This window comes from Pseudonocardia sp. McavD-2-B, assembly GCF_024124365.1.
Taxonomy (GTDB): Bacteria; Actinomycetota; Actinomycetes; order Mycobacteriales; family Pseudonocardiaceae; genus Pseudonocardia; species Pseudonocardia alni.
Map to the genome: position 1 here is coordinate 1 of NZ_JAMXSG010000051.1, position 25233 is coordinate 25233.

Sequence of the window (25233 nt, forward strand, 5' to 3'; positions counted from 1 at the left end):
CTGGCCGCGGTGCCCGCGACGACACCGACGCTGCCGGTCGCCGAGGTCGCCCCCGGGCTCGGCGACCGGATCGACCGCACCGGACCGGCCGGCGTCCTGGTCCGGCCCTCGGTCCGGCGGGCCTACCCGACGGGCACGCTGTTCGGGCCGCTGCTCGGCTTCGTCGGGCGGCCCGGCCCGGCCGACCTGCGCGCCGACTCCTCCCTGACCGCCGACGACGTCGTGGGGCGGGCCGGTCTGGAGGCGCAGTACGACGCGGTGCTGCGCGGTGTCGACGGGCAGCAGTGCTTCTCCGTGACCCCGGCCGGGGTCCCCGTCGCACCCGCCGAGCGGCGCGCGCCCGTCCCGGGCGCCGACGTCGTCCTCGCGGTCGACACCGCCCTGCAGACCCGGCTCGCCCGCAGCCTGCAGCGCGCGCTGGACACGACCCGCAACCCGCGGGCGATCGCCTCCGCGGTCGCGCTGGACCCCCGGACCGGCCAGGTCCGCGCGATGGTGAGCCTGCCCGCCTACGACGGCGCGGTGTTCGGACCCCCGACCGACGCGGCCGCGGCGGCGGCGCTGGCACGCACCCCCGGCGGGCCGATGCTGCAGCACGCCACCCGGTCCGCGGTGCCGCCCGGCTCGACGTTCAAGCTGGTGGTGGCCGCCGCCGACACCGCCGCCGGGGTGCAGGACCCCGGCCTGGTCGTCCCGACCGGGGCCGAGCTGACCGTCGCCGGGCACACCTTCCACAACTGGCGGCCGATGGGGCCGATGGCCATGACCGAGGCCCTGGCCTGGTCGAACGACGTGTACTTCTACAAGCTGGCGCTGGCCCTCGGGCCCGAACGGCTGGTCGGGACCGCGCGGGCGCTGGGCGTGGGGTCCCCGACCGGCGTCGACCTGCCCGGTGAGTCCGGCGGGCTGCTCGGCTCCCCGTCGGCGGGTGGCGAGCCGTGGTACGTCGGGACCACCGTCCAGCTCGGCATCGGGCAGGGCCCGGTCGAGGTGACCCCGCTGCAGAACGCCCGGTGGACGGCCGCGATCGCGACCGGTCGTCTCGTCACCCCCCGGCTGGCGGTCGCCACCGGCAGCGCCGCCACCGGGTTCTCCCCCGTGCCCGCGCCGCCGCCGCGACCGCTGCCGTTCGCCGCGACGCTCGGTCCGGTGCGGGACGGGATGCGGGCCGTGGTGGCGGGCGGGACCGGTTCGGCGCTCGCCCGGCTGCCGTTCCCGGTCGGCGCCAAGACCGGGACGGCCCAGGACGGCAGCCTGCCCGGCGAGGAGTACGACAACTGGATCACCGCCGCCGCGCCGTTCGACGACCCGTCGGTGGTGGTGACGGTGCTCGTCCAGGGGCCGCCGCACGCGGCGACCGCCCCGGACACCGTCGCGGCCGAGGGGCTGCGCCAGGCGCTGGTGCCGGCGGGCTGAGCGGGTGTGCCGGTGCGGTCCGCACCCGGCGTGCCCGGAGCGGGACCGACGGCCCCCGTGACACAGGCGGTCCGGCCGTCGTGTCCTGCGCGGTCGGGGTCGACGCTGGGTGGAGCGGCCGGACGGGCCCGCGGACCACCGACCGGGGAGTGACCATGCTGGAGAGGATCTCGACCGTCCCGGAGGGCGTCGTCGGCCTGCGCGCCGTCGGCGTGCTGGACCGCGCGGACTTCGCGTCGACGATCGAGCCGATCGTCGAGGAGGCGATCCGGCTGCACCGGCCCTTCCGGCTGCTGCTGCAGCTCGGCCCCGACTATCAGGGCTTCACCGCCGGGGCGGCGTGGGAGAAGACCGGGATGTGGATCCAGCACCCCACGATGCCGCGCCTGGTCGAGGGCTACGCGCTGGTGAGCGACATCGGATGGGTACGCGAGCTCGCCCACCTCGCGGGGGCGCTGCTGCCGTTCCCGATGCGGGTGTTCGGCAACGACCGGCTCGACGACGCCGCGGCCTGGCTGGCGTCGCTTCCCGCGACCTTGCCGGCGGCGACCGGCGGGTGAGCGCGGGGGCGGCCCGGGCCCGGCGCCGGAGGCCGGAACGGGAGGCGGCCCTACCCGCCGCCCTCGTCGCGCGGTGGGGCACGGTGGCCCGCGTCCGTCGCGGGCCCGGGAGTGGGCGGCGCCCCGTGGCCGCTCGCACCGAGCGCCCCGGTCAGCGTGTCCGCACAGAGCTCGCGGACCGCGGTCCGGTCCAGGACGGGGTTCTCCAGCCAGTCCAGACAGACGGCGACGAGGAACGACAGCCAGCCGCGCACGGCCAGCCGCACCGGTTCCGGTGCGGGGCCGGGGCCGACCACGGCCCGCAGCACACGTTCCTGCTGGCGGGCCAGGTTCCCGTCCACGATGGACCGGACGGCGGTGTCGGCACCGAGCGCTCCCCGGAACAGGGCGCGGTAGCCGTGCGGGTGGGCCCGGACGTAGTCGAGGTAGGCGTCCAGGACGGCCCGCAAGCGCTCCGGGGGCGGCAACCGGTCGTCGGGTTCGGTGACGGCGAGCAGCGTCGCGGCCTCCTGCTCGACCACGGCGGACAGGAAGCCGCGCTTGCTCCCGAAGTAGTGGTAGAGCAGCCCGCGACTGATGCCCGCCGTGCGGGCGACGTCGTCCACCCAGACCTCGTCGTAGGGCTGCGTCGCGAACAGCGCGGCCCCGGTCGCGAGCAGCTGCTGCCGGCGGGTCGTGGTGTCGAGCCGCCGGAACGCCGGCCCGGACGGGGTGTTTGACATGGGAGGGGCAGCTTACTAGCGTCGCCGCCTGTTGTACGTCGATTCAACAAGTGGGTCCGACAGGCGGAGGGCGACGATGCGCAGACCGTCGGTCCGCACCGCGCGGAACGTGTGGGTCGCCGGCTTCACGCTCGCCGCGGACCTGCGCGCGGCCGGTCTGGCCGGGCTGGGGCCCGAGGCCGACCGCGCGCAGGTCCGCGGCTTCGCGGTGCTGTCGACCCTGTTCGGGCTCAACCACCTCGCCGCCGCCGTGCGTGCACCGCGCAGTGGGAGCAACTGGTTCGGTGCGGGGCTGAACGCGGTCGGGATCGCCGTCGGCGTGGCGGCCCTGGCCGCACCGCGTCCCGGCACCCGCGCCCCCGACCGGCGGTGAGGTCGGGACCCGCCGGCCCGCCGGTGGTGGAGCAGGTCGACCGGGGCACCTTCCTCGTGACGGGGACCGACGTCAACTGGGTCCTGCTGCGGGAGGGCGACGCCCTCACCCTGGTCGACGGCGGCTACCCCGCCGACGTGCCGGCCGTCGAGCACTCCGTCGCGACCCTCGGCCTCCACCTTCGGGACGTCGTCGCCATCCTGGTGACCCACGCCCATGTCGACCACCTCGGGGCGGTCAACCCCTTCCACGACCGCTACGGCACCCCGGTCCACCTCCACCCGGTCGAGGTCGCCCACGCCCGCCGCGAGCACCTGGAACAGCTGGCGCCCGCCCGGGTGGTGGCCGCACTGTGGCGGCCGGCCGTCCTGCCCTGGGCGGTCCGCGTCGCCCGGGCCGGGGCGGGAAGGGACGTCGCCGCCCCGCACGCGCGGCCGTTCCCGACGGGGGAGGCCCTGGACCTGCCCGGTGCGCCGGTGCCGGTGCCGACCGGCGGCCACACGTCCGGTCACACCGCCTTCCACCTCCCGGCCTCGGGCGCCGTGATCACCGGCGACGGCCTCGTCACCGGGCACGCCCTGTCCCCGGTCACCGGGCCCCAGCTGCTCCCGGCGTGGTTCGACCACGGGACCGACGCCGAGATGCAGGCGGCACTGTCCGTACTGGCCGGACTGGACGCCGACCTGCTGCTGCCCGGACACGGCCCCGTGCACCGCGGGCCGGTGCGCGAGGCCGTGGACCGGGCGTCCGGGGGCAGGCCGGCGACGGAGACCGCACGAGGAGAGGACGACGACGATGACCCGAGGGCGGGGACCACGGCGGTTCCGGGAGCAGCGCTGGCTGGTCGACGAGGCCCTGCGGGTCCGCGACGTCGAGTTCGACCAGCCCCGCCTGGGCTACCACCTGGGCGCCGTCGGCGACGAGCTCGCGCCGGCCGAGACGGCCGCCCTCCGGGCGGGGATCAGCAAGCTCGCCGACTACGTCCCGGTGGTGCGGTCGTTCGCCGAGCGCCGTACGCGCCGGGCCGAGGACGCCGAGCGACGTGGCCACCCGGGCAGTGCCGCGGTGCACCACTTCGCCGCAGCCCAGATGTGGTCGCTCGCGTGCTGGCCGGTCTGGGAGGACGACGCGCTGGCCCACGAGCTCGACGACCGCAAGAACGCCGCCTACCTGGCGTGGGCCCGCAGCGCCGCGCACCGCGTCGAGCGGGTCGACGTCCCGTTCGGCGACGCCGCGCTTCCCGGATGGCTCCATCTCCCCCGCGGCGTCGAGGGTCCGCTGCCCACGGTGCTGGCCGTCGGGGGCATGGACGCGCCCCGCGAGATGCTGGTCGCCCGCACCGGCAGCCCGTGGCCCGCCCGCGGCGTCGCCGTGCTGGCCCTGGACGGCCCCGGCCAGGGCGAGGCGGCGATCCGCGGCGTCCACGTCACCCCCACCGCGTGGGCGGAGGCCGGCGACGCCGTCATGGACTGGATCCGCGGCCGTCGCGAGCTCGACGCCACCCGGGTCGTGGCCACCGGTACCAGCTTCGGGTCGTTCTGGATGTCCCAGCTCGCCTCCACCCAGCCCGGCCTGCTCGGCTGCTCGGTGGCCCTGCCCTGCTTCGAGCCCGGCGCCCACACGATCTTCGAGCAGGCCCCGCCGACGTTCAAGGCGCGCCACATGTGGATGGCCGGGCTCTACGACGACGAGGACGCCTTCGACGCGATGGCCGCCCGGTACGACCTGCGGCCGCACGCCGAGGCGATGCCGGTGCCGTGGCAGATCGTCGGGGGCACGGCCGACGACCTCTCCCCCTCGTCCTGGGTCCACGAGATGGCGCGCCGGTCCCCCTCCCCGACCTCGGTCACCCTCTACACCGGCGCCCGGCACTCGATGACCGAGGCCTCGTCGGTCGCGTTCGGGCCCGGGTGGCGGACGCTGCAGGTCGAGTGGCTGCACGACCGCCTCCGCGGCCGCACCCCGGTGAGCGAGGACCTGCTCGTCCTCCCCTCGGGAGAGGTCACCGGCACCGGCTGAGTCCGGGGCCTCCTCCTCGTGGCGTCGTCGTGCGGCACGTCGCGTCAGGGCGCGGGAGTGCGCGTAGCTCTGCGGTACGACCTGCCGTCGCCCGGGCGAAGCGCCCGTGGTCGGAACCGCGGTCGCGGGTCCCACCTCCTCGGGCCGGTGCACGGCCGGGGGCACGCCTGCCGGGCCGCACCGCCCCGTCGCGGGAATCGCGGTGGCGTCCGTTCCTACGGTGGAGGGGTGCTGCGCTGGGACGAGCCGTTGCCCGCCCGACCGCGGCGGGTCGTCGTCGCGGGGGTGTCGGGGGTGGGGAAGACGACGCTCGCGGCCCGCCTCGCACCGTTGCTGGGCGCCCCGCACACCGAGATCGACGCGCTGTTCCACGGGCCGGGCTGGGTGCCGCGACCGTCGTTCCTCGACGACGTCGAGCGGCTCACCGCCGCCGACGCCTGGGTCACCGAATGGCAGTACGGCACGGCGCGTCCCCGGCTCTCCGCACGCGCGGACATGCTCGTGTGGCTCGACCTGCCGTTCTGGACGGTCACCTTCCCCCGGGTGCTGCGCCGCACGTGGCGCCGCAGCCGCGACCGCGAGGTGCTGTGGAACGGCAACGTCGAGCCGCCACTGCGCCGGCTGTTCGTCGACCGAGAGAACATCCTGCGCTGGGCCGTCTCGACCCGGCACAAGTACCGGGCGCTGGTGCCCGCGGTCGCCCAGGAGCATCCGGCGCTGACCGTGGTGCGGCTGCGGTCACCGCGCGAGGTCGACGGCTGGGTCGCCGGTCCGCTTCAGCACTCGCTGCGCGGGACCAGGCCCTTCTGACACAGGAACTGCAGCTGGGTCTCACCGCTGGTCGGGGCCCGCCCCGCGGAGCTGCCCGGGTCGAGGTAGCCCTGGTAGGCCGGGCACGACGGGTCGAATCGGCCGGCCGCCATCGCCCGCTGCGCGCAGTCGCCCGCCGGCACTGGCACCGCGACCGACCGCCTCGCCGCCGCGGCCCGGTCCCGCTCCGTGCGGGTCGCGGTGATCGCGTCGTCGACCGCGCGGCCGAGGGTGGCCGCACCGGCGTCGACGCGGAACGGCCTGCTCGCCGCCGTCGCGGCGACGGCCGCCGGGAACTCGGGCTGCGACGCGGCGGCGAACCGGTTCACGCCGGGCGCGGCCGTGTAGACGCCGACGGTGAACACGGCGGCGACGGTCGCGGCCAGGACGTAGCGGCCGACACCCGTCGCGCACCTCCTGCTCGGGGCCCCCGTGTCCGGACCGGGGATCTGCCCGGCGTGTTGCATCCGGTGGGGTGGGGGTTACCGCTGGCGGGTCATGTCATCCGTTCCGGAGACCGGTTCAGGGCCGACCACATCGATCAGGTGCACGACGGACATGGTGGCGACGCTGCCGTTCGGTACAGCGGCGGACGGCGACCCGTCAGGGGTCGGCGGATCGGTGGATCTGCGGACCGGCGACGATGACGACGGCGAAGGCGCGGGGGCTCATCGTGTGATCTCGCCGTCGCCCCAGGGCTTGAGTCGACGGCTCCGCTCACAGCTCACGAGCTGCGACGGACCCTGTCGTCGTCCCGTTCACGTGTCACCGCTGAGCTCGCCCCGACCGATAGCGGCAACCAGGCGAATGGACAACCTCGTGAACGACCGGCCTCGCCGCGATCATCGAAAATGATGATCGGACCTCCCCGAGCGAAACACCATTCGCGGCCATCTCGACAGCCCAATGGATTGGGCTTCTCAGCGTAATCACCTCGGTCGTATGAGGTGATGGCGGTGGCCGGGAAGCTCGCCGTGCCGGACTGGTACCCGCGGGTCATCGGTGAGACGCCGGACAAGCTGCACGACAGAGAGGCCGCGAACCGCATGTTCGCCCAGGAGCACGAGGCACGAGGCATGGACGACGAGACGACGACCGCTCCGGAGAAGGCGGACGATCCCCTCGTCGGCCGGGCAGTACGCCTCTTCACCTTCCTCGGCGAGGCCCAGCGTCTGCGCAATACGTCCGTCGTGGACCTCGAGACCTACCGGCGCGAGGGCGCGGTGCTGTGGCTGGCCGACGCGCCGGCTCATCCCTCTGTCAGCGGTGGAGTCCGCCACGCCCACGGCGAGGGCGACCCAGCCGTGCTGACGATCGACCGCGTCCCCACGGTCGCCGCTCCCGAGCCCGATACCGCACTCGCGGGTTGGCTGGACGAGTCACCCGTCGACCCGCGCCGTGAGCCGGTGCTGCGGGAGTACCGGTCACTCGAGGTGGACGATGATCACGGCGGAACCACCCGTCGTCGAGTGGAGCGCAGCGAGCGCCCAGAGATCGACGAGGCCTTCGCCGCCTACCTGCCCCACTGGCAGGCGTGGGCGGAGCAGGAGCTCCGCGACCAGCCCGCCCGCGACTACTACAACGAGCTGTTCTCCATCCATGTCTCCGCTGCGGGGCATCCCGAGGAACTCGAGCTCGTCCTCGGGACCAGCCTCCTCACCTGGGTAGTGCCGGCCGGCAATAAGGTTCGGCGACACCTGCTGACCACTGCGGTCCGCATCGAGTTCGACGAGGACACCGGCCAATTGGCCCTCCTGGCGGACGAGACCGTCGAGGGCGCGACTCTTGAGTTGGACATGCTCGACCCTGGCCTCATCGGACAGCCCCGTCTGGTGAACGAGCTGCGCGACCGGGCCCGGGAGACCGAGGCGCACCCGCTTGACCGCGAGAGGATGGGCGAGCTCGGCAGGAGGGTCACCCACCAGCTCGCCGCCGACGCCCAGTACCGCGACGCGGACGACCAGACGGTCGCCGCTGCGACCCCGGTCACCTCCTTCGCCCCCGCCCTCTTGCTGCGCAAACGCTCGCAGAAGGGCCTGCTGGAGATCTTCAGACACATCGTCGAGCAGCTGCGTGAGTCCGGTGAAGTGCCTGACGGCATCCGACCCCTGGTCGACGCCGATCACGAGCCGAGCGGCACCGAAGGCAGCTTCGACGGCGCGGGTGCGGTGATTCACGTCGAGGAGGATCCGTTCCTCCCACTGCCCGTCAACGACCGTCAGCTGCAGATCCTGCGTCGCGTAGACACGACGGCACAGACCCTCATCCAGGGACCGCCCGGCACCGGCAAGACCCACACCGCCGCCGTCCTCATCACCCACCTGCTCGCTCAGGGCAAGCGCATCCTGGTCACCGCGCACACCGACCGCGCGCTCAAGGAGGTGCGCGAGAAGCTGCCCGAGGCCATCCAGCCCCTGGCGGTCGCTGTCGTCGGTTCATCTCGGGAGGACATGTCGGACCTGAGGGTGGCGGTGGAGCGGATCGCGGCGACCGCCTCCGAGCATGACGCCGGCGACGCCGCGCACTCCATCCGCCGGCACCTCGACGGCATCGATGACCTCCGTCGGCTGCGTGCGGAGCTCGGCCACCGCCTGCAGTCGGCGCGCGAGCGCGAGGTGGTCGAGGTCGATCTCGACGGGTACCGGGGATCCCCGGCCGCCATCGCCCGGGAGGTCCGCGCGGGCGACGAGCGGCACGGCTGGCTGGCCGAGCTGGTCGACGCCCCGAGCGGCCGGGCCCCGCTGTCCGCGGTGGAGCTCGCAGCCTGGCGCGGTCATCTGCGCGACACGGAACTCGTCGCTGATGAGCCCGAGGCCGGTCGCCGACTCGTTCCGCTCGACGCCCTGCCCGATGCCGCGGCGTTCGCAGCGCTGGTCCACGCCGAGCGCCAGGCTCGTGGCGTCGCCGATTCGTACGCCCCTCTGCGGACGGACGCCGTGTACGCACCCGCATCGGCCCTGGACGCGGAGACACGGCGGCTGCTCGCCGACCGCATCGAGGTGCTGCTCCGTGACACGCGCGAGCTCCTCGGTGGTCACGAGGACTGGATCCCGGAAGCCGCTACCGACCTCGCACGCGGTCGCGGCTCGGTGTGGGGAGGGCGGCACAGTGAGCTCGGCCGCCTGATCGACCAGGCCGGCCGACTGGTCTCCGACCTCGGGCCTGCCACGACGGTGACGGTCCAGGGTGACGACATCGGTCTCCTCGTCCCTGGCGCGCACGGCGTTGGCGCGCATCTCGATGCCGGGAACACGATCAAGCTGGGCGCGGACGGGCTGCCCAAGCAGGGCTTGCTGACGCCACGCGCGGTGAAGACCGCCGAGTCGTTCTTCGCACGTGTCCGGGTGAACGGCCTCGCGCCGACCACCGCACCGCAGGTTCGTGCGTTCCTGCTCTGGGTCGAGGCGAACCACGTCCTGGATGCTCTGGACCGCGCTTGGCCCGCGTCCGTCGTGATCCCACCAGAGGACACGCCGGCCGAGCGGCTCGAATGGCACCGGGCCGAAGCGGAATCGCTCGGCAGGCTCCTCGGGCTGGACGCCCGTCTGGTGGCCGAAGACGGCCGTGTGGCGGCTCTCGATCTACCCAGACCGGCCTGGCTGAACCCGGGCTCTGTCGAGCGGTACCTCGCCGTACTCACAGCCGTCCAGACGGCCGAGGAGGCCGCCTCGGCCACGGCGCGCATCGATCACGCCGTCTCCGCGCTGGTCGACGCCGAGCGCGAGTCAGATGCCGCACCGGTGCTCTCGAACCTTCTTCGAGCGACCCGCTCACGCGACGACCGAGCCTACGCGGCCGCGCACCAACGTCTCGCCAGACTCTGGGACGTTCGTGAGCTGCTTCGTCACCGGGACGAGCTCGGTTCCCGTATCGCGGGTGCCCCTGGGCTCGCGGCCGCCGTCGCAAGCACGCCCGACTCTCACGTGTGGGACGAGCGGATTCCGGAGATCGAGGACGGGTGGCGCCACGCAGTGGCGTCGAGCTGGCTGTCGTCCCAGGATGCTGCGGACGTCAACGCGCTACAGCGCGAGATCCTCGTCGTCGACGAGCGCATCCGGGGCCACGTCACCGAGCTGTCCGCGATCCGCGCCTGGGACCACGCAGTCGCTCCGGGCAGGCTCACCCGCGGCTCGCGGGCATCCCTCGAGCAGTACGCCGCGCTCGTCAAGCGACTGGGCAAGGGCACCGGGACGTACGCGGCGCAGCGGCGGCGCGAGATCCGCTCGGCCATGGATCGATGCCGTCCCGCCGTGCCGGTGTGGATCATGCCGTTGTACCGGATCGCGGACCAGTTCGACGTGCAGCCCGACATGTTCGACGTCGTCATCGTCGACGAGGCCTCCCAGGCGGGCATCGAGGCCTCGTTCCTGCAGTATCTGGCCCCCAAGATCGTCGTGATCGGCGACGACCGTCAGGTCTCGCCGTCGGCCGTCGGAGTCGACCAGCAGGAGCTGCGCGACCTCGGCTCGCAGTACCTCTTCGACGACCAGTTCCGCTCGACGTGGCAGGACCCGCAGCGGTCGCTGTTCGACGAGGCCAAGATGCGCTTCAGCGGGATGATCACGCTCGTCGAGCACAGGCGCTGCGTGCCGGAGATCATCGGCTTCTCGAACCGGATCGCCTACGAGCCGGACGGTGTCCGCCTCATCCCCGTCCGTCAGTTCGGCGCGCACCGCCTCGAGCCCGTGAAGCCGGTGTTCGTTCACGGCGGCTATGAGAAGGGCTCCTCGAGCACCCGGACGAATCCCGCCGAGGTCGACGCCATCGTGGCGCAGGTGGAGAAGTGCATCGCCGACCCGGCCTACGACGGACGGACCATCGGCGTGATCTCGCTGCTCGGGACGGGCCAGGCCAAGGCTATCGAGAAGGCGCTGCTCGACCGGATCACACCGGAGGAGTGGGCGGCGCGGGACCTGCGCTGCGGCGACGCGGCGGACTTCCAGGGCTCCGAGCGGGACGTGGTCTTCCTGTCGATGGTGGCGGCGCCGGGACCCGAGCGTCGGCTGACGGCCCTGACGCAGACGATGTACGTGCAGCGGTACAACGTGGCCGCGTCCCGCGCCAAGGACCAGCTCTGGGTGTTCCACTCGGTGGATCGCGCGACCCTCACCAACCCCGAGGACATGCGCTACCAGCTCCTGGACTACTGCTACGGCATCGCCGCGCGCGGCGTCGGAGAGCACGAGGGTGCGACGACCGGGCTTGTCCCCGAGGACATGCCGGTGGCTCCCTTCGGCTCGTTGTTCGAGCAGCGGGTGCACAACCGCGTCGCAAGCCGCGGCTACACCCTCATCCCGCAGTTCGAGTCGCTCGGCTACTCGATCGACCTCGTCGCCGTCGGCCCCACGCGGCGGCTCGCGATCGAGTGTGACGGCGACTTCTGGCACGGCCCGGAGGCCTACCAGCGGGACATGGGCCGACAGCGGGAGCTGGAGCGCTGCGGCTGGCGCTTCCACCGGATCCTGGAGTCCGAGTTCTACCGGGACCCGGTGGCTGCGCTGGAGCCACTGTGGGCGACGCTCGCCGAGCTGGACATCCACCCGGCGGGCTGGATGACGGCAGGCCCGACGGACGAACCCGCCGACGTGTACGACGAGTCGGACAGCGAGGCCGTCACCCCGGCCTTCGGACTTCCGATGGTCCAGCCGCTCGTGAGCGAGACAGTCTCATCCCTGCCCACTGATCTGCCGGAACCCGCGCCGCTGACGACCGAATCGACCGCCTCGGCGCGGCTCGTGTCGAGTCCGGTCGTGCCTACCCCTGGTGTGTCAGGACCGGCTGTCGATGAGCTGATCCCGTCGGACCCGGTGGCCGTCGGGAGTCCCGTCCCCATGGGCGCCGTTGTAGAACCCGGGCCAGTCGGAGGATCGGGCACACCGCAAACCGTCGAGATCGGATACGAGGAGTTCACCGGGTCGACGGTGCCCGCCCAGGGCGCGTCATCACGGGAGCTGGTGGACGGCCTGGTCGCCGTGGTGGCCGTCGAGGGTCCGGTCGTAGGAGCCCGTCTGCACACGGCCTACGTCCACGGTGCGAACGGACAGCGGGTCGGGTCCCTGATCACGAAGGCGCTGAACTCGGCGCTGAGCACTGCGCTCCGTCAGGGACGATTGGTCAAGGATGCGCCCCTCGGCGAAGCGGGCCACAAGCACGCGACCTTCCGCCTTCCCGACCGACCCGAGGTCCGCGTGCGCCCGCGCGGCGTGCGCTACTTCGACCAGATCCCTCCCGCCGAGCTGGCAGCGGTCATGGCCGAGGAGGCCGCCGGTCTCGGATGGAGTGATCCCCTCGCCGTTTACCGGGCCACCGCCGCCCGCTTCGACGTCCGCCAGGTGGGGTCGGTGATCCGGGCGCGGCTGGACCAGGTTGCCCCGCTCGTCCGTGATGCGGAGTCGGGAGGCCACGGCTCCGGATGACAGACCGACGCTGACCTACTCACGCTCCCCAACCGCACTGCAGCCGAGGACACCACCACTGTGATCAAGTCCGCCAACCAGTACCCGATCCACGCACTCTTCAGCATGGAGAGCAACATCGTCTACCGGATCCCGCGCTACCAGCGGGAGTACTCCTGGCAGAAGGCGCAGTGGGAGGACCTGTTCCAGGATCTCGTGGAGGCCGAGGGCGCCCACTTCCTCGGCACGATCATCACGCTGAACCAGACGAAGGACGCCGTCGACAGCACGGTTCTCGAACTGATCGACGGCCAGCAGCGCGCCACGACCCTCTCATTGCTCCTCGCCGCCATCTACTCTGTCCTGCGAGAGCACGAGGCCGAGCTGGACGGGAACGGCCAGTTCGCGATGATCAGTCTGGGAAAGCGACTCGTCCTCGACGGCGGTCGCTTGAGGGTCACCCCGCAGACCCAGGGTAAGAACCTGGACGACTACCGTCGGGTCCTGACCCTCGCTGGCCTCGACGTCGACTCTCAGCAGCAGCCCTACTTCAAGGCGCGCAAGGTCTACAAGTGCTACCAGTACTTCCGCACCGCCATCAGCGAACTCGCCGAGTCCGACTCCGTCGGCCCCGTCGATGCCGCTCGTCGGGTCCTCACGACGACGCAGCAGGCCATCCTCGTTAAGATCGAGGTGGAGAGCCACGCCGACGCCTTCGTCCTCTTCGAGTCGCTCAACAACCGCGGGATGGCACTCACCCCCGTCGACCTGATCAAGAACCATCTCCTGGCAGCCTCCGCCGGGGACGGCCTCGACGTCGACGACGCCTTCAAACTGTGGAACGAGATGCTCACCAACCTGGGCGACTCGTATGCAATTCAGGAGCGGTTCCTCCGGCACTTCTACAACGCCTTCAAGGCCGAGCTTCCGGAGGTGCCGAACGCGCAGGTCGCCACCAAGAGCAAGCTGATCCGCATCTACGAGAAGCTGCTAACCGGCGACATCCGGGCACGTATGGAAGAGCTCGTCGCCGCGAGCGCCGTGTACGGCCGCATCACCTGCGTGACCGAGCTCGACGAGCCGACGTCGCTCGACACGGCGTTCCGCCAGCTGATGCGTGCCCAAGGTGCTCCGTCCTACATCCTCGTGATGTGGCTGATCTCCAGGCGGCAAGAACTCGCCGTCTCGGACGCACACCTTGTCAGAGTGGTCCGACTTCTCACGAGCTTCTTCGTCCGACGCAACCTGACCGGGTTCCCACAGACCTACGCGCTTCCGAAGCTCTTCATGACCATCGTCGAGAAGCTCGACGGCGTGACGGGGGACGACGTCGTCGCGAGGATTACCCGTGATCTGGTGGGCGTCTCCGCCGGCGACGCCGAATTCCGCGATCGCCTGGACGGCCCCGTCTATGACGAGAACTCCGACGTCGTCCGGTTCATCCTCGTGGCGCTGGCCGAGGACGCAATGACGAAGGAGACGTGGCGTGACCTTTGGATTCAGGAGAAGGGCCATTACACCTTCACCATCGAGCACGTGCTGCCCCAAGGGCGGAACCTCCCTCCGGCATGGGTGCAGATGCTCGGTGGCCCCGAGGCTGCCGCAGCCGCTCAAGAGGCCCATACTCACCGGCTTGGGAACCTGACGATCACCGCGTACAACAGCACCCTCGGCAACAAGTCGTTCGTCGAGAAGCGCGACCGCAAGGACTCCCACGGCCGAGAGATCGGCTACCGGAACGGGCTGGCGCTCAATGCGGGTCTCTGGGCGAAGGACTCGTGGACTGTTGCCGACATCGACGCACGGACGCAGGATCTCGCCGCCCAGGTGATCGCCCGCTTCCCGCTCGAGCTCTGAGTCAGCAAGTCCGATCGGAAGTCGGTGACGCCGTCGTCACATGCGAGCAGCGGCTCGCGAGGAGGTCAGCCGTCCGGACAGAGCACGTCGCGGAACTTGTCCGGGACCTCAAAGCGGATGGCGAAGCTGGGGTTGTCGATCGTGATCAAGGCATCGGGGATATCCGGCGGCAAGAGCCCTTCGTAGACCAGACGCTTCTGAAGCCGTCGGACTGGTCTGATGAACCCCTTCAGCGTGCGCGTCGGCTCATGGCCAGCGAGGCTGCACACGGCGCCGCGATCAATGGATCAGCCGAGAGGAGCGGCCTCCACGAGGATCGCGGCGTGCGGCCAACCCCCACCGTTCAGCAGCCGTAGACCCCGGCGCCCAGCAACGGACGCAGCAGCGGTCCAGGAGGGAGACGTGAGCCAGGGCGGCCAGGAGGTAGCCGATCGACGGAATTCCGCCACCGCCGTGACCCCGCCGCTCTGGTCGTCGGGGCCCTCGGCCGGGCGGCCCTTCCTAGCGCTGCACCGGAACCGGTTCGATGTGGGCCTCCGGCCCGGGGAACACCAGGGTCTCGTGGTCGTCCTCCACCCATCGGACCCGATACGGCGGTGTGCCGTCCGCGTGCAGGACCTCGATGATGCGCCCCTGCCGGCGCCGGTCGTCGAGGTAGCGCCCCTCGATGACCACCCAGTCACCCACCTGTGCGTGCATCCCGCCTCCCGAGCCCGGTGTGTGCCCCGACCGTGCCGGGCGGCCCGCTCTGCGGGCCAGGGCCCTCCGGCCGGGATCGCGGGGGACCTCGGCCCGTCGTCCCGGCGGGACGGGCCGGAAGGCCCTGCCCGGGCCGCGCGGGGTGCACGGACAGTACGGGTATGTCCACCTGGTCGTCGGTCGGGATCGCCGTGCTGCTGGTCCTCGTGGTGGTCCTCGCCCTGTGCCTGAGGATCGTCCAGCAGTACCAGCGCGGTGTCGTCTTCCGGTTCGGGCGGGTGCTCGGACACGTCCGGGAGCCCGGTCTGCGGCTGCTGGTCCCGTTCGCCGACCGCATGGTGAAGGTCAGCACCCAGGTCGTGGTGCTCGCTGTCGCGCCGCAGGGTGCGATCACGCGGGACAACGTGACGGTCGAGGTCGACGCGGCCGTGTACTTCCGCGTCGTCGACCCGGTCAAGGCGATCGTCAACGTCCAGGACTACACGCACGCCGTGTCCCAGGTCGCCCAGACCTCCCTGCGCACGATCATCGGCCGGGCCGACCTGGACACCCTGCTCTCCGACCGTGACCGGATCAGCGCCGAGCTGAAGGCGGTGATCGACGCGCCGACCGAGCAGCCGTGGGGGGTGCGCATCGAGCTCGTGGAGCTCAGGGACATCTCGCTGCCCGAGTCGATGAAGCGTTCGATGTCCCGGCAGGCCGAGGCCGAGCGCGAGCGGCGGGCGCGGGTCATCGCCGCCGACGGGGAGCGACAGGCCTCCGAGCAGCTCGCGGCCGCGGCGGCGGCGATGGCGCACACCCCCGGCGCGATGCACCTGCGGCTGCTCCAGACCGTCGCCGACGTCGCGGTGGAGAAGAACAGCACCCTCGTGATGCCGTTCCCGGTGGAGCTGCTCCGCTTCTTCGGGCACCCCGACCCCGACGGGGCGGCACCGTCCGTCACGTGGGAACGGGCCCCGGGGACGGCGTCCCCCGCCTCGCCGGTCGACGGGCCGCAACCGGGCTGGTTCGCGCCGGCGGAGCCGAACGGTTCCGTCGGGGCCCGCGCCGGGAGCCCCACCGGAGCGGGCCCCGACGGAGATCGATGACCGACCGCAACCGAAGGAGCACTCGATGACCACACGACGGACCGTGACCGACTTCGCGGGATCCACATCGGAACCGTCGACGACGACGGTCGGTTCTTCGACTACGCGGGAGTGCACGCCGGTGCCCTCGGCGCGGACCTCGTCGTCCGGGACTTCGAGGGCATCCGGATCGGGCGGGTCGCACCGGCAGGCACCCCCCGGCACGCCCGGGCCGAGGCCGCGACGTCGTGACGTGACCACCCGCTCGGCGTGCCGACCGGCCTCGGCCGCCGAGCACCCGGGCGTCGTCGCGCTGCGTCCGGCGTCGGTGAGTTCGACCGACCCGTCCGCGCGGCGTCGACGGTCACCGTGTCCACACGCCGGCGGTGACCGTCCAGATGCCCGTCGCCCCCGTCCGCACCGGTTGTCGTAGCCGGAGCACGACCGTCGACCCGGTACGGGGGTCGGTGACCTCGACGGTGTGCGGATCGAGGGGGACGGCCCGCGGTGCGCTCCATCCGAACCGCGCGTCCGCGAACACCTCGGCCACGGCCGACGCGTCCGTCCGCCACGGCTGGTGACCCTCGTCGACCGCCGCCTGCAGCTCCCGGAGCTCCGTCCCCGACAGCCCCTCACCGGGGAACGGACTCCGGTGCATCGCGTGCGGGGAGCGCACCGGCGTCGGCGCCGGGCCGCGGTGGGCATCACCCGGTCGTCCCGCACCACCCCCGGTGGCGGGTGCCGGCAGCGCGGCGGCGGGGGACGTCGGAGCAGGCGTCACCGGGGACGACGGCGGGGACGACCCGCATCCGGCAGCAGCGATCGCCACCGTCACGAGTACGGCGACGACGGCCCCTCGATCCGAGCGACTCGACCCCGTCATGGGAACCCCCTCCGTCGGCGATGCCGCCCACGGTGCACCCGCCGGTCGTGCCCCTCCCCGAGGCGAGGGGCACGACCTGACGGGACTGTCGTCCTCCCGCGCCGGACGGGAGGTGCGCCGTCTCGCCCGACTGCGATCACCAGCGGCGCATCCGGTCCATCTCCCGCTGGATACGGTCCTCGGTGACGGTGTCGGGACCGAATGCCTCGACTCCGTGTGCGACCACCCCGATCCCCCAGAAGACCAGCGGGAAGATCGGCCAGAAGAAGCCGTTCCCGGTCCACGCCCAGATCGCGATCAGCATGGCGTTGACCACGAGATAGACGGGCAGATGGGTGCGGAACTCCGCCTGCTTGCGCAACCGCCGCACCGCGCGGTCGCGCAGGCTCCCCTCGGTCGCGGCCGTGGCTCCCGGCTCGCCGACCGGGCGGGGTGCGGCCTCCTCGTGACGCTCCATCGCGGTGTCTCCTCACCGTCCGCGGGCGCCCGGTGCGCCCGTCGCACCGCAGGGTCCGACCACGGAGGCCGGTGCCGGAAGAGCAGCCGGACCCGCGAGGCCGGGACCAACGGCCGGTAGCGGTTCGGCCCGCGCACCGGGGGAAGGCGCGCGGGCCGGAGCTGCGCGGTCAGTGCTGCGCGTAGGCGGCGAGGACCTCCGGGCGGAGCGTCGCCCGTGCCGCACCCTCGGCCACACAGGTCGTCGGGTTCTCGGCGTGCTTGACCGGGACGCCGAACGCCGTCTCGAGCGAGCGGGCGATGCCCGCGGACAGCGACCCGCCCCCGACCAGCAGCAGACCGTCGGTGAGCACGTCGTCGAGCACCTGGACGGGCAGGTCGTCCAGGCAGCCGACGAGACCGCCCACGACGGAGGCCGTCACCGGCGCGAGCACCTCCAGCACCTCACCGACGGGCAGCGTGAGCGTGCGCGGGCGACCGCTCGCGGTGTCGCGGCCCTGCACGGACAGGTCCCGGCCACCGTCCCGGGCGCCGTCCTCACCGGTCGCGGCGCACTTGAGCGCCTCCGCGGTGGCCGCGGGCACCGACAGCCGGTGGTGCCCGCGCAGGTGCCCCAGCAGGGCACCGGTCATCACGTCCCCGCCGGACCGGTGCGACCGGTGGGCCAGAACGTCCCCGAAGCAGAACGCGGCGATCTCCGCCGTCCCGGCACCGATGTCGACGACCAGGTGTGCGCGCCGGTCCAGTGGGTCGATCCCGCACCCGAGACCGGCGGCGACGGGCGAGACCAGGGCGTACACCTGGCCGATCCCGACCTCGTCGGCGACCTCCAGCAGGGCCCGCTGCTCGAGCCGGGTCGCCCCGACCGGGGTCCCGATCACGGCGGTGGCCCGCGTGCGCGCCCACGGGCGGGGGACGGCCCGCCGCACGACCGCGCGCAGGTATGTCCGCGCGGCGTCCAGGTCGGCGACGACGCCGTGGCGGAACGGTCGCTGCACCTCTCGTCCCGTGGGGAGACGCCCCGTCAGCGCCTCGGCCTCCAGCCCGATCAGCACGGGCAGGGCGCGCCGGCCGTGACCGGTCGTCAGGAGCACCGACGGTTCGTCGAAGACGAACCCGCCGTCGCCGTCGTGGACGACCGTCCGCGCCGTCCCCGGGTCGAGCCCGACACCGGACATGAGCACCTCCCACCAGCCGCCGGCCGCCTCCGGGGCCGCCGGGCTCCGCATCGTTGGTGACAGGGTCGCCACAACGCCGGCACCGCGGCCAGTGCCGAACGGCCCGCGAGGGCCGGGTCGCCACGAGCCGGACGGGACCACCAGTCCCTCCGGCCGGGACGTCCGGACCTGGCGCGGTCCCGCTCGGCGGGCCACCGTCGGCGCTTCCGGCCACGGAGAGGGAGGGGACCCACATGATCACCACCGTCGACGGACTCCCCGACGGCGTGGACGGCATCCGCGTGAGCGGGATGATCACCCGTCGGGACCTGGAGACCGTCGTGGTCCCGATGCTCGACCGGGCGGCCGCCGACCACACGCGGCTGCGTGTGCTCGCCCTCGTCGAGGACGGTGTCGACGGCATCGCGCCGGACGCTGTGTGGGAGGACCTGGCACTCGGCGTGCGTGCGACGTCGCTGGTCGAGGGCTACGCGATGGTGACCGACCGGGAGCCCGTCCGGCTCGCCGCCCGGGTGCTGGCCGTCCTGCTGCCGTACTCGCTGCGGGTGTTCGGCTCCGACGACCGGGAGCGGGCCGTCGCGTGGCTGACGGGCCTCCCCCGCGCCGGGTTCGCCGTCGATCTCGACGGCACCGGCGGCGTCGCCGTCGTCCGGGTCGAGCGCCCCCTCCGCCCCGCCGACTTCGACGTCCTGGGCCGCGAGCTGGACCGCTGGCTCACCGACCACGCCGAGCTCCGCGGGCTGGTGCTCACGGCGCCGTCGACGCCCGGCTGGGAGAGCCTGCCCGCACTGGTGCGCCACGCCGGGTTCGTGCTCGAGCACCACCGGCGGGTCCGCCGGCTCGCGCTGGCCGTGGACGGGCTGCTGCCCGAGCTCGCGCCGGTGCTGGCCGGTCCGGTACTGCACCCGGAGATCCGGCGGTTCCACCGCGCGAACCTCGACGCCGCGATCGCCTGGGCACGCGCCGAGGACCCCGCCCCGATCGGCCTCTGAAGGAGGGCGGGAGGTCCGCGATCCCCCGTCCCGGCCCGGCCGGATCGTTGAGATGCCGAGATTCACCCGTGGCTACATAGTTCTCCGCCTGCATTCTTCCTCCATTGTTGCTCCACCCGGACGGCGAATCGGCGCGCGATTTCCGGCGATCATCGGGAGGCGTCGGACAGGAGGGCGATGATGATCAGCGGGCACGAGATCCGCCTCTGCGAGCGGTGCTGGAACCCGATCCCGAAGGGCCGGGCATGCCTGGTCGGCCGGCACGCCGACCCCGCATACCCGCTGCTGCAGACCCCGCGCAGCTTCCGGCACGTACGGGACGACCCGGCCTGCACCGGGGCCCAGAGCACCGGCCCGGACCCGGCGATCGGCACCACGTTCTGATCCGGTGACACCCGTGGACCCGCCCACCAGGCAGGGGTCACGGGTGTGTCCGCAGGTCGTGCGCCGGGAACGGTACCGGCCCCGCGGCCGGGAGCTGCACGGCCGCGGGGCGGAGAGCGGGGAGCGGACTAGCTCCGGTCGAGGATGTGTGCGACGAGGCGGCTCATGAGACCGTCCGCCGCCATCCGGTGGCCGAACTCCTCCCAGGCCCAGATCTCGCGGGCGAGCAGCTCGCCGACCGGTCCCGGGTAGTGCGCCGCGGCGCTGAGTGCGGCGGTGCGCAGGCGCATGCGCTCGTGCGATGACATGACCGGCGTCTCGGGGTCTCCCACAAGGGCGAGAATGCCGGAACCGACCCCGGCCGGAACAGGACCGTCCGGCCGAAGAATCCGCGGAGACGCCAATCACCCGGAATTGGCGGATTCCGAGTAGCTGGATTCCCGAGACAGTTCTCAGACCGGTCCGACCGGATCCCCGTCAGCGGCGCCGGTGCGGGCCGCGAGTTCCTCGGCGAACGCGGTCTCGTCGACGAGCCGCTCCCGCAGCGACGCCGCGATCCGGCCGAGGACATCGGTGAACATACGGACGTACTCCGGCTGCGCCGCGTGCACCGCCGCCAGGATGTCCTCGGTGAACATGGCGAACATCGCAGTGATCGCCGCCCGCCCGCGCGGGGTGAGCGTGACCAGCACGCTGCGCCGGTCGGTGGGGTGCGGTTCCCGCTGCACCAGGCCGGCGACGGTCAGCCGGTCCAGCAGGGCGGTGACGCTGGCCGACGCGATCCCGAGCCGCACCACGAGAGCCGACGGGGGCAGCGGACCCCGGTGGTGGATCTCGCCCAGCGCCGCCGCCTCGGCGACACCGATCCCGAGGGCCGCGGCCTCGGCCCGCCGGTACTCGTCCGTAGCCACGATCAGGTCCCGCAGCTGCAGAGCCAGCCGGTTCATGGGACCGCCTCCGTTCGCTCATCGAAAAGCTAGGTGGACGAGACACCAGGCGGACAGGGGGCGATCGACTCGGTGGACGGGGCCTTTCGGCCCCTGACGCCGTGCCGTCCGGCCATTGCTCCGGGTCCCGGCCGCGAGCACCCTCGATCGACCGGTCCCCGAGCACTGGAGCCGATGATGGCCACCTACTCCTACCGCTGTCGCGAGCACGGCGAGTTCGACGCCCGTCTGCCGTTGGGGGCTGCTCCCGGCAGCCGGGCGTGCCCGGTCTGCGACACCCCGGCGCCCCGGAGATGGTCCGGTGTCGCGCTGCTCGGACAGGGACCGGCCACCGCTCTCATCGACCGCTGCGAGCGCTCGCGCGCCGAGCCCGAGGTCGTCACGAGTATCCCCGCGCGACCACGCACCGCGCGGCAGCCCGTTGCGTCGGCCGCCGCCCACCGCCTTCCCCGCCCGTGACCGGGCGGACACGGCACCCTCCGTCACTCCCACCACCCTGGAGCTCTGATCCACATGCCCGAGGTCGTCTTCCCACTGGACTCCCAGAAGCGCTTCACCGAGCAGCGCATCGTCGGCCACAACCGCTGGCACCCCGACATCCCGGCGCTGGTCCAGGTCCGTCCCGGTGACACGTTCCGGGTGGACTGCCGGGAGTGGTTCGACGGCGCCATCCGCAACGACGACTCCGCCGACGACATCCTCAACGCGCCGCTGAACTCGGTGCACGTGCTGTCCGGGCCGATCTCGGTCCTCGGCGCGGAGCCCGGCGACCTGTTGATCGTCGACATCCTCGATGTCGGCCCGATCCCGCAGGAGGACTCCGGACCACTGGCCGGCCAGGGCTGGGGCTACACCGGGGTGTTCGCCACCCGCAACGGCGGAGGCTTCCTGACCGAGCAGTTCCCCGACGCGTACAAGGTCGTCTGGGACTTCCGGGGTGGCGTCGCGACGTCCCGGCACGTTCCTCACGTGTCGTTCACCGGCATCGTGCACCCCGGCTTGATGGGCACCGCGCCCTCGACCGAGCTGCTCGCCCGCTGGAACGCCCGCGAACAGCGGCTGATCGACACCGACCCGCAGCGGGTGCCACCGCTGGCCCTGCCGCCGCAGCCGGACTCGGCGATCCTCTCCAACCTTGTCGGGAGCGAGTTCGATCGCGTCGCCGGAGAGGCCGCCCGCACCGCACCGCCCCGGGAGAACGGCGGGAACCAGGACATCAAGAACCTCACCAGGGGCTCGCGGATCTTCTACCCGGTGTTCGTCGAAGGCGCCAAGCTGTCGATGGGCGACCTGCACTTCTCCCAGGGCGACGGCGAGATCACCTTCTGCGGCGCGATCGAGATGGGCGGGTTCATGGACCTGGCCGTGGACGTGATCAAGGGCGGGATGGACCTCTACGGCGTCGGTGAGAACGCCGTCTTCATGCCCGGACGTACCGACCCGCAGTACAGCGAGTGGCTGGCGTTCTCCGGCACCTCCGTCACTCTGGACGGCGAGCAGCGCTACCTGGACTCGCACCTGTCCTACCAGCGGGCCTGTCTGCACGCGATCGACTACCTGCAGCAGTTCGGCTACTCCGACATCCAGGCCTACATGATCCTCGGCGCCGCGCCGATCGAGGGCCGTCTCTCCGGCGTCGTGGACATCCCGAACTCGTGCTCGACGGTCTACATCCCGACCGAGATCTTCGACTTCCCGGTGCGCCCCGACAAGGCCGGTCCCGAGCGGATCGATCCCGGTATGGGCGTCCCCCGGGCAGCGGCGGGCTGAGTGCCATGGGCACCGTCGGACTGTTCTACGTCGGGGCCGTGCTGTTCGTGAACGGCCTCATGCTGCTGGGCCTGGTCGAGGGCCGGTCCGCGGCCCCGATCAACCTGTTCGTGGGCGCGCTGCAGGTCGTCACCCCGACGTTCCTGCTGTTCACCGCCGGCACGGACCCGGCCAAGATCCTCGCCGCGTCCGGGCTGTACCTGTTCGGGTTCACCTACCTCTACGTCGGCATCGGCCAGCTCGCCGGCCTCGACAGCACCGGCGTCGGCTGGTTCTCGCTGTTCGTCGCCGTCTCCGCGCTGGGGTACTCGTGGGCGAACTTCTCCATCGTCGGCGACGCCGCATTCGGCGTGATCTGGCTGTACTGGGCGTTCCTCTGGAGTCTGTTCTTCGTCCTGCTCGGACTCAAACGGGAGCGGATCGCCCGCTACACCGGAGCCGTCACCGCGATCCAGGCCTGGGTCACCGCGGCCATCCCGGCGTTCGTGCTGCTCACCAGCGGATCGCTCCCGGGCTGGTCGGCCGTCGCACTCGCCGTCTTCGGGGTCGTGGTGTTCGGCGGGCTCACCCCGCTCGTCCTGCGCTCCGGGGGCGCGCCACCGGAGCAGCCCGCCGACCGCCCGTCCCGGACGCCCGGGAGGCACGGGGTGGCTGCGGGCTGAGCGGGTCCCCGGGGTCCGGCCGCCGACGGGGAGCGGCCGGGCCCCGAGCCGGCGCGGCGGGCTCGGCGGTGAGCGGGCTGCGATCGCCCACGTCGTGACGACGCGTGGAGACGCTCGGGCCGATCCGATCCGGTCCGGTAACCACCGCCGGTCGCCCTCACGTCGCGTCGACCGGCTCCGTTCAGCGCGGCCGGCGGGCCGTCCCGCGCACGACCGCGACCGGGCAGTGCGCACGGTGCACGGTCGCCCGGCTGACCGACCCCAGGACCATCGCGGCCAGGGCCCGGTGCCCGCGCGACCCGACGACGACGAGCCGCGCGCCCCCGGACTCGCCGACCAGCACGGAGGCGGCGCGGTCCGACACCAGCCGCGGATGCACCGCGACGTCCGGATACCTCGGGCGCCAGAGGTCGAGGACGTCGTCCAGCGCCGCCGCCTCCTGCTTCTCGACCGTCGCCGGGTCCGGCACCGCGGCGTCCACCGGCTCGACGACCTCCTCGCCCCGGGCACGCACGGCCACCAGGGCGGCGCCGCGCAGGCGCGCCTGGCCGAACGCGTAACCCAGGGCGAGCTCACCGTCCGGCGACCCGTCCACTCCGACGACGACCGTGCCCGCCGGAGTCGCGACGCCGCGGTGGACCACCACCGGGCAGACCGCCGACGCGGCGAGCGCCTGGCTGACGGACCCTGCGAGCAGGCCGGTGACGCTGCCGAGGCCGCGGTTGCCCACGACGACGACCTGGGCGCTCGCCGACTCGTCGCGCAACACCTCGGCGGGCCCGCCACCGCGGATCTCGACGGCGACACGGTCCGCCGGCAGCGTCCGCTCGGCGATGACGCGAGCGGCGTCGAGGTGCTCGGCCGCGCGCCGCATCACGACCTCCCGCCCGTGCCCCTGCCCCGGCGGCGGCCAGCCGACCGGTCGGAAGCTCGTCCACGGCACGGCCGCCACCAGGCGCAACGGCAGGTCCCGCAGCCGGGCCTCGCGCGCCGCCCATCCGACCGCCGCGCGCGCCGAGGCGGAGCCGTCCACACCGGCCACGACGGGCCACGGGGTGATCGCGCTCATCGCAGCCTCACGCCCCCGGACGGCGGTGCTGGCGCTGCTCGAGGATCTCGAGGCGCCGGTGGTACTCCTGCTCGTCGATCGCACCGCGGGCGAACCGCTCGGCGAGGATGTCCTCCGCCGGGTCGTCGGCGCGGTCGGCGCGGTCGGCGCGGTCGCTCGTGCTGCGACGCAGCAGCACCACGCCTCCGGCGATCACCGCCGCGAGGAGCAGCACCACCGCGAGCGCAGCGAGCAGCCCTCCCCCGTGCATCCCGAACCCGTACATCATCGTGGCCTCCCGGACGTCGGTGTACGGACCAGCGTCGGCTCCCGGGACGACGGCACGCAGCGGCCTTACGGTCCGACCCGACACGGCCGAAGGTCACCGGCCCGACCGCGGGCGTCGCGAGGCCCGGCCGCCCCCTCCCCGATCTGCCCGGTCCCGGGGTGGGAGCGCCGCGGCCCCGCCCTCTGCCGACCGTCGGGCGATGCTCCCGCCGGTGCTCGGCCGCCGGGCAGGGCCGAACGCCGGGACGCAGCCGGGCCGGTGGTCTCTGGCCGCGGTCCCGGGCGCCATCGATGCTCGGACGATGGACCTCGATGCCCGGGTGGCGGGCGGGGACACGGTCGACCACGGCGTCGTGCTCGCCGCGCTCGACCTGGCACGCCTCGCGCCGTCGCTGCACAACAGCCAGCCGTGGTGGTGGCATCTGGGCGACGGCGTGGTGCATCTGCACGCCGACCTGGACCGCTGGCTCCCGGCCACCGACCCGGACGGGCTCGGACTGATCGTGTCCTGCGGTGCGGCGCTGCACCACCTGCGGGTCGCGCTGGCGGCCGCAGGTGTCGGCGCCTCGGTGCGACGGTTGCCCGACCCCGACGACCCGGACCTGCTGACCGTGCTGGGCCTGCGCCCGCACCGCGGCGGCCCCGCCGACGCCGCCGTCGCCCCCGAGCACGCCGCGGGCATCCCGGTCCGGCGCACCGACCGGCGC

At 72.9% G+C, this 25233-nt stretch carries 23 protein-coding genes and 2 pseudogenes; 14 read left to right on the forward strand and 11 right to left on the reverse strand.

All coding sequences use genetic code 11. From position 1 onward, the window contains the following. Together NH602_RS09830 and NH602_RS09835 are read left to right on the forward strand one after the other, a co-directional pair. Positions 1-1416: penicillin-binding protein 2 (locus tag NH602_RS09830; RefSeq protein WP_253067644.1), on the forward strand; the 1416-nt coding region annotated here is incomplete at its 5' end. 155 nt (positions 1417-1571) lie between these two features. Next, positions 1572-1976: an STAS/SEC14 domain-containing protein gene (locus NH602_RS09835; RefSeq protein WP_253067645.1), complete on the forward strand. Its 405-nt coding sequence runs from the start codon at positions 1572-1574 to the stop codon at positions 1974-1976. A 50-nt stretch (positions 1977-2026) separates the two neighbouring features. On the opposite strand, the gene NH602_RS09840 is transcribed toward NH602_RS09835, so the two are convergent. Continuing rightward, entirely contained in the window at positions 2027-2698 is a 672-nt protein-coding gene (locus tag NH602_RS09840) for a TetR/AcrR family transcriptional regulator (RefSeq protein WP_253067646.1), read from the reverse strand. Positions 2699-2774: 76 nt separating this feature from the next. Here NH602_RS09840 and NH602_RS09845 point away from each other — a divergent pair, with 76 nt between their 5' ends. The 4 genes and pseudogenes from NH602_RS09845 (at position 2775) to NH602_RS09855 (ending at position 5900) form a co-directional block, all read left to right on the forward strand. After that, a complete protein-coding gene (locus tag NH602_RS09845; protein ID WP_253067647.1) occupies positions 2775-3071 on the forward strand; it encodes a hypothetical protein in 297 nt (98 codons plus the stop codon). A gap of 56 nt (positions 3072-3127) precedes the next feature. Further along, a pseudogene (locus tag NH602_RS32200) lies at positions 3128-3760 on the forward strand (MBL fold metallo-hydrolase); the annotation flags it as partial. A 106-nt stretch (positions 3761-3866) separates the two neighbouring features. Continuing rightward, positions 3867-5090: a S9 family peptidase gene (locus NH602_RS09850; protein ID WP_253067648.1), complete on the forward strand. Its 1224-nt coding sequence runs from the start codon at positions 3867-3869 to the stop codon at positions 5088-5090. Between the two features lie 228 nt (positions 5091-5318). Further along, positions 5319-5900: an AAA family ATPase gene (locus NH602_RS09855; protein WP_253067649.1), complete on the forward strand. Its 582-nt coding sequence runs from the start codon at positions 5319-5321 to the stop codon at positions 5898-5900. Here the strand turns inward: NH602_RS09855 and NH602_RS09860 are convergent. Further along, a complete protein-coding gene (locus NH602_RS09860; protein ID WP_253067650.1) occupies positions 5867-6367 on the reverse strand; it encodes a hypothetical protein in 501 nt (166 codons plus the stop codon). The genes NH602_RS09855 and NH602_RS09860 overlap by 34 nt on opposite strands. A gap of 489 nt (positions 6368-6856) precedes the next feature. Between NH602_RS09860 and NH602_RS09865 the strand changes: the two genes are divergently transcribed. Both NH602_RS09865 and NH602_RS31875 read left to right on the forward strand, forming a co-directional pair. Then, a complete protein-coding gene (locus tag NH602_RS09865; RefSeq protein WP_253067651.1) occupies positions 6857-12316 on the forward strand; it encodes an AAA domain-containing protein in 5460 nt (1819 codons plus the stop codon). A 60-nt stretch (positions 12317-12376) separates the two neighbouring features. Next, positions 12377-14152 (forward strand): DUF262 domain-containing protein, encoded by a 1776-nt coding sequence (locus NH602_RS31875; RefSeq protein WP_253067652.1) that lies wholly within the window; start codon positions 12377-12379, stop codon positions 14150-14152. Between the two features lie 65 nt (positions 14153-14217). On the opposite strand, the gene NH602_RS09875 is transcribed toward NH602_RS31875, so the two are convergent. Then, positions 14218-14421, reverse strand: coding sequence for a hypothetical protein (locus tag NH602_RS09875; protein ID WP_253067653.1), 204 nt, complete (start codon positions 14419-14421; stop codon positions 14218-14220). Between the two features lie 232 nt (positions 14422-14653). Next, positions 14654-14851 carry a DUF1918 domain-containing protein gene (locus NH602_RS09880; RefSeq protein ID WP_253067654.1) on the reverse strand — a complete coding sequence of 66 codons (198 nt, stop codon included), beginning with the start codon at positions 14849-14851 and terminating at the stop codon, positions 14654-14656. Positions 14852-15012: 161 nt separating this feature from the next. Between NH602_RS09880 and NH602_RS09885 the strand changes: the two genes are divergently transcribed. Continuing rightward, entirely contained in the window at positions 15013-15939 is a 927-nt protein-coding gene (locus tag NH602_RS09885) for an SPFH domain-containing protein (protein WP_253067655.1), read from the forward strand. A 343-nt stretch (positions 15940-16282) separates the two neighbouring features. Here NH602_RS09885 and NH602_RS09890 read toward each other — a convergent pair whose 3' ends face one another. From NH602_RS09890 to NH602_RS09900, 3 genes are all read right to left on the reverse strand, one after another. Further along, positions 16283-16576 carry a hypothetical protein gene (locus NH602_RS09890; RefSeq protein WP_253067656.1) on the reverse strand — a complete coding sequence of 98 codons (294 nt, stop codon included), beginning with the start codon at positions 16574-16576 and terminating at the stop codon, positions 16283-16285. A 361-nt stretch (positions 16577-16937) separates the two neighbouring features. Next, complete coding sequence (locus NH602_RS09895) at positions 16938-17258, reverse strand: 2TM domain-containing protein (RefSeq protein WP_253067657.1); 321 nt, start codon at positions 17256-17258, stop codon at positions 16938-16940. Between the two features lie 169 nt (positions 17259-17427). Then, positions 17428-18486, reverse strand: a complete 1059-nt coding sequence (locus NH602_RS09900) for a rod shape-determining protein (RefSeq protein WP_253067658.1) — start codon at positions 18484-18486, stop codon at positions 17428-17430. A 182-nt stretch (positions 18487-18668) separates the two neighbouring features. Between NH602_RS09900 and NH602_RS09905 the strand changes: the two genes are divergently transcribed. Then, entirely contained in the window at positions 18669-19427 is a 759-nt protein-coding gene (locus tag NH602_RS09905) for an STAS/SEC14 domain-containing protein (protein ID WP_253067659.1), read from the forward strand. 177 nt (positions 19428-19604) lie between these two features. Then, the gene (locus NH602_RS09910) at positions 19605-19811 is read left to right on the forward strand and encodes a hypothetical protein (RefSeq protein WP_253067660.1); all 207 of its coding nucleotides are present in this window, start codon (positions 19605-19607) and stop codon (positions 19809-19811) included. A gap of 128 nt (positions 19812-19939) precedes the next feature. Here NH602_RS09910 and NH602_RS09915 read toward each other — a convergent pair whose 3' ends face one another. Both NH602_RS09915 and NH602_RS09920 read right to left on the reverse strand, forming a co-directional pair. Continuing rightward, the gene (locus tag NH602_RS09915) at positions 19940-20119 is read right to left on the reverse strand and encodes a hypothetical protein (protein WP_251784980.1); all 180 of its coding nucleotides are present in this window, start codon (positions 20117-20119) and stop codon (positions 19940-19942) included. A 144-nt stretch (positions 20120-20263) separates the two neighbouring features. Beyond that, positions 20264-20758 carry a MarR family winged helix-turn-helix transcriptional regulator gene (locus NH602_RS09920; RefSeq protein ID WP_253067661.1) on the reverse strand — a complete coding sequence of 165 codons (495 nt, stop codon included), beginning with the start codon at positions 20756-20758 and terminating at the stop codon, positions 20264-20266. Positions 20759-21271: 513 nt separating this feature from the next. On the opposite strand from NH602_RS09920, the gene fmdA reads away from it, so the two are divergent. After that, positions 21272-22528: a formamidase gene (gene fmdA, locus NH602_RS09925; protein WP_253067662.1), complete on the forward strand. Its 1257-nt coding sequence runs from the start codon at positions 21272-21274 to the stop codon at positions 22526-22528. 5 nt (positions 22529-22533) lie between these two features. Beyond that, positions 22534-23190, forward strand: a complete 657-nt coding sequence (locus NH602_RS09930; RefSeq protein WP_253067663.1) for an AmiS/UreI family transporter — start codon at positions 22534-22536, stop codon at positions 23188-23190. A 181-nt stretch (positions 23191-23371) separates the two neighbouring features. On the opposite strand, the gene NH602_RS09935 is transcribed toward NH602_RS09930, so the two are convergent. Both NH602_RS09935 and NH602_RS09940 read right to left on the reverse strand, forming a co-directional pair. Beyond that, positions 23372-24259 carry a universal stress protein gene (locus tag NH602_RS09935; RefSeq protein ID WP_253067664.1) on the reverse strand — a complete coding sequence of 296 codons (888 nt, stop codon included), beginning with the start codon at positions 24257-24259 and terminating at the stop codon, positions 23372-23374. A 7-nt stretch (positions 24260-24266) separates the two neighbouring features. Beyond that, positions 24267-24611: an SHOCT domain-containing protein gene (locus NH602_RS09940; protein WP_253067665.1), complete on the reverse strand. Its 345-nt coding sequence runs from the start codon at positions 24609-24611 to the stop codon at positions 24267-24269. A gap of 217 nt (positions 24612-24828) precedes the next feature. Between NH602_RS09940 and NH602_RS09945 the strand changes: the two are divergent. Further along, a pseudogene (locus NH602_RS09945) lies at positions 24829-25233 on the forward strand (hypothetical protein); the annotation flags it as partial.

Bases quoted from the DNA above. Each gene is read 5' to 3' on its own strand.
- NH602_RS09835 (WP_253067645.1), top strand. From the start codon at position 1,572: ATGCTGGAGAGGATCTCGACCGTCCCGGAGGGCGTCGTCGGCCTGCGC.
- NH602_RS09840 (WP_253067646.1), bottom strand. From the start codon at position 2,698: ATGTCAAACACCCCGTCCGGGCCGGCGTTCCGGCGGCTCGACACCACG.
- NH602_RS09845 (WP_253067647.1), top strand. From the start codon at position 2,775: ATGCGCAGACCGTCGGTCCGCACCGCGCGGAACGTGTGGGTCGCCGGC.
- NH602_RS09850 (WP_253067648.1), top strand. From the start codon at position 3,867: ATGACCCGAGGGCGGGGACCACGGCGGTTCCGGGAGCAGCGCTGGCTG.
- NH602_RS09860 (WP_253067650.1), bottom strand. From the start codon at position 6,367: ATGCAACACGCCGGGCAGATCCCCGGTCCGGACACGGGGGCCCCGAGC.
- NH602_RS09880 (WP_253067654.1), bottom strand. From the start codon at position 14,851: ATGCACGCACAGGTGGGTGACTGGGTGGTCATCGAGGGGCGCTACCTC.
- NH602_RS09885 (WP_253067655.1), top strand. From the start codon at position 15,013: ATGTCCACCTGGTCGTCGGTCGGGATCGCCGTGCTGCTGGTCCTCGTG.
- NH602_RS09890 (WP_253067656.1), bottom strand. From the start codon at position 16,576: ATGCACCGGAGTCCGTTCCCCGGTGAGGGGCTGTCGGGGACGGAGCTC.
- NH602_RS09895 (WP_253067657.1), bottom strand. From the start codon at position 17,258: ATGGAGCGTCACGAGGAGGCCGCACCCCGCCCGGTCGGCGAGCCGGGA.
- NH602_RS09900 (WP_253067658.1), bottom strand. From the start codon at position 18,486: ATGCGGAGCCCGGCGGCCCCGGAGGCGGCCGGCGGCTGGTGGGAGGTG.
- NH602_RS09905 (WP_253067659.1), top strand. From the start codon at position 18,669: ATGATCACCACCGTCGACGGACTCCCCGACGGCGTGGACGGCATCCGC.
- NH602_RS09910 (WP_253067660.1), top strand. From the start codon at position 19,605: ATGATGATCAGCGGGCACGAGATCCGCCTCTGCGAGCGGTGCTGGAAC.
- NH602_RS09915 (WP_251784980.1), bottom strand. From the start codon at position 20,119: ATGTCATCGCACGAGCGCATGCGCCTGCGCACCGCCGCACTCAGCGCC.
- NH602_RS09920 (WP_253067661.1), bottom strand. From the start codon at position 20,758: ATGAACCGGCTGGCTCTGCAGCTGCGGGACCTGATCGTGGCTACGGAC.
- fmdA (WP_253067662.1), top strand. From the start codon at position 21,272: ATGCCCGAGGTCGTCTTCCCACTGGACTCCCAGAAGCGCTTCACCGAG.
- NH602_RS09930 (WP_253067663.1), top strand. From the start codon at position 22,534: ATGGGCACCGTCGGACTGTTCTACGTCGGGGCCGTGCTGTTCGTGAAC.
- NH602_RS09935 (WP_253067664.1), bottom strand. From the start codon at position 24,259: ATGAGCGCGATCACCCCGTGGCCCGTCGTGGCCGGTGTGGACGGCTCC.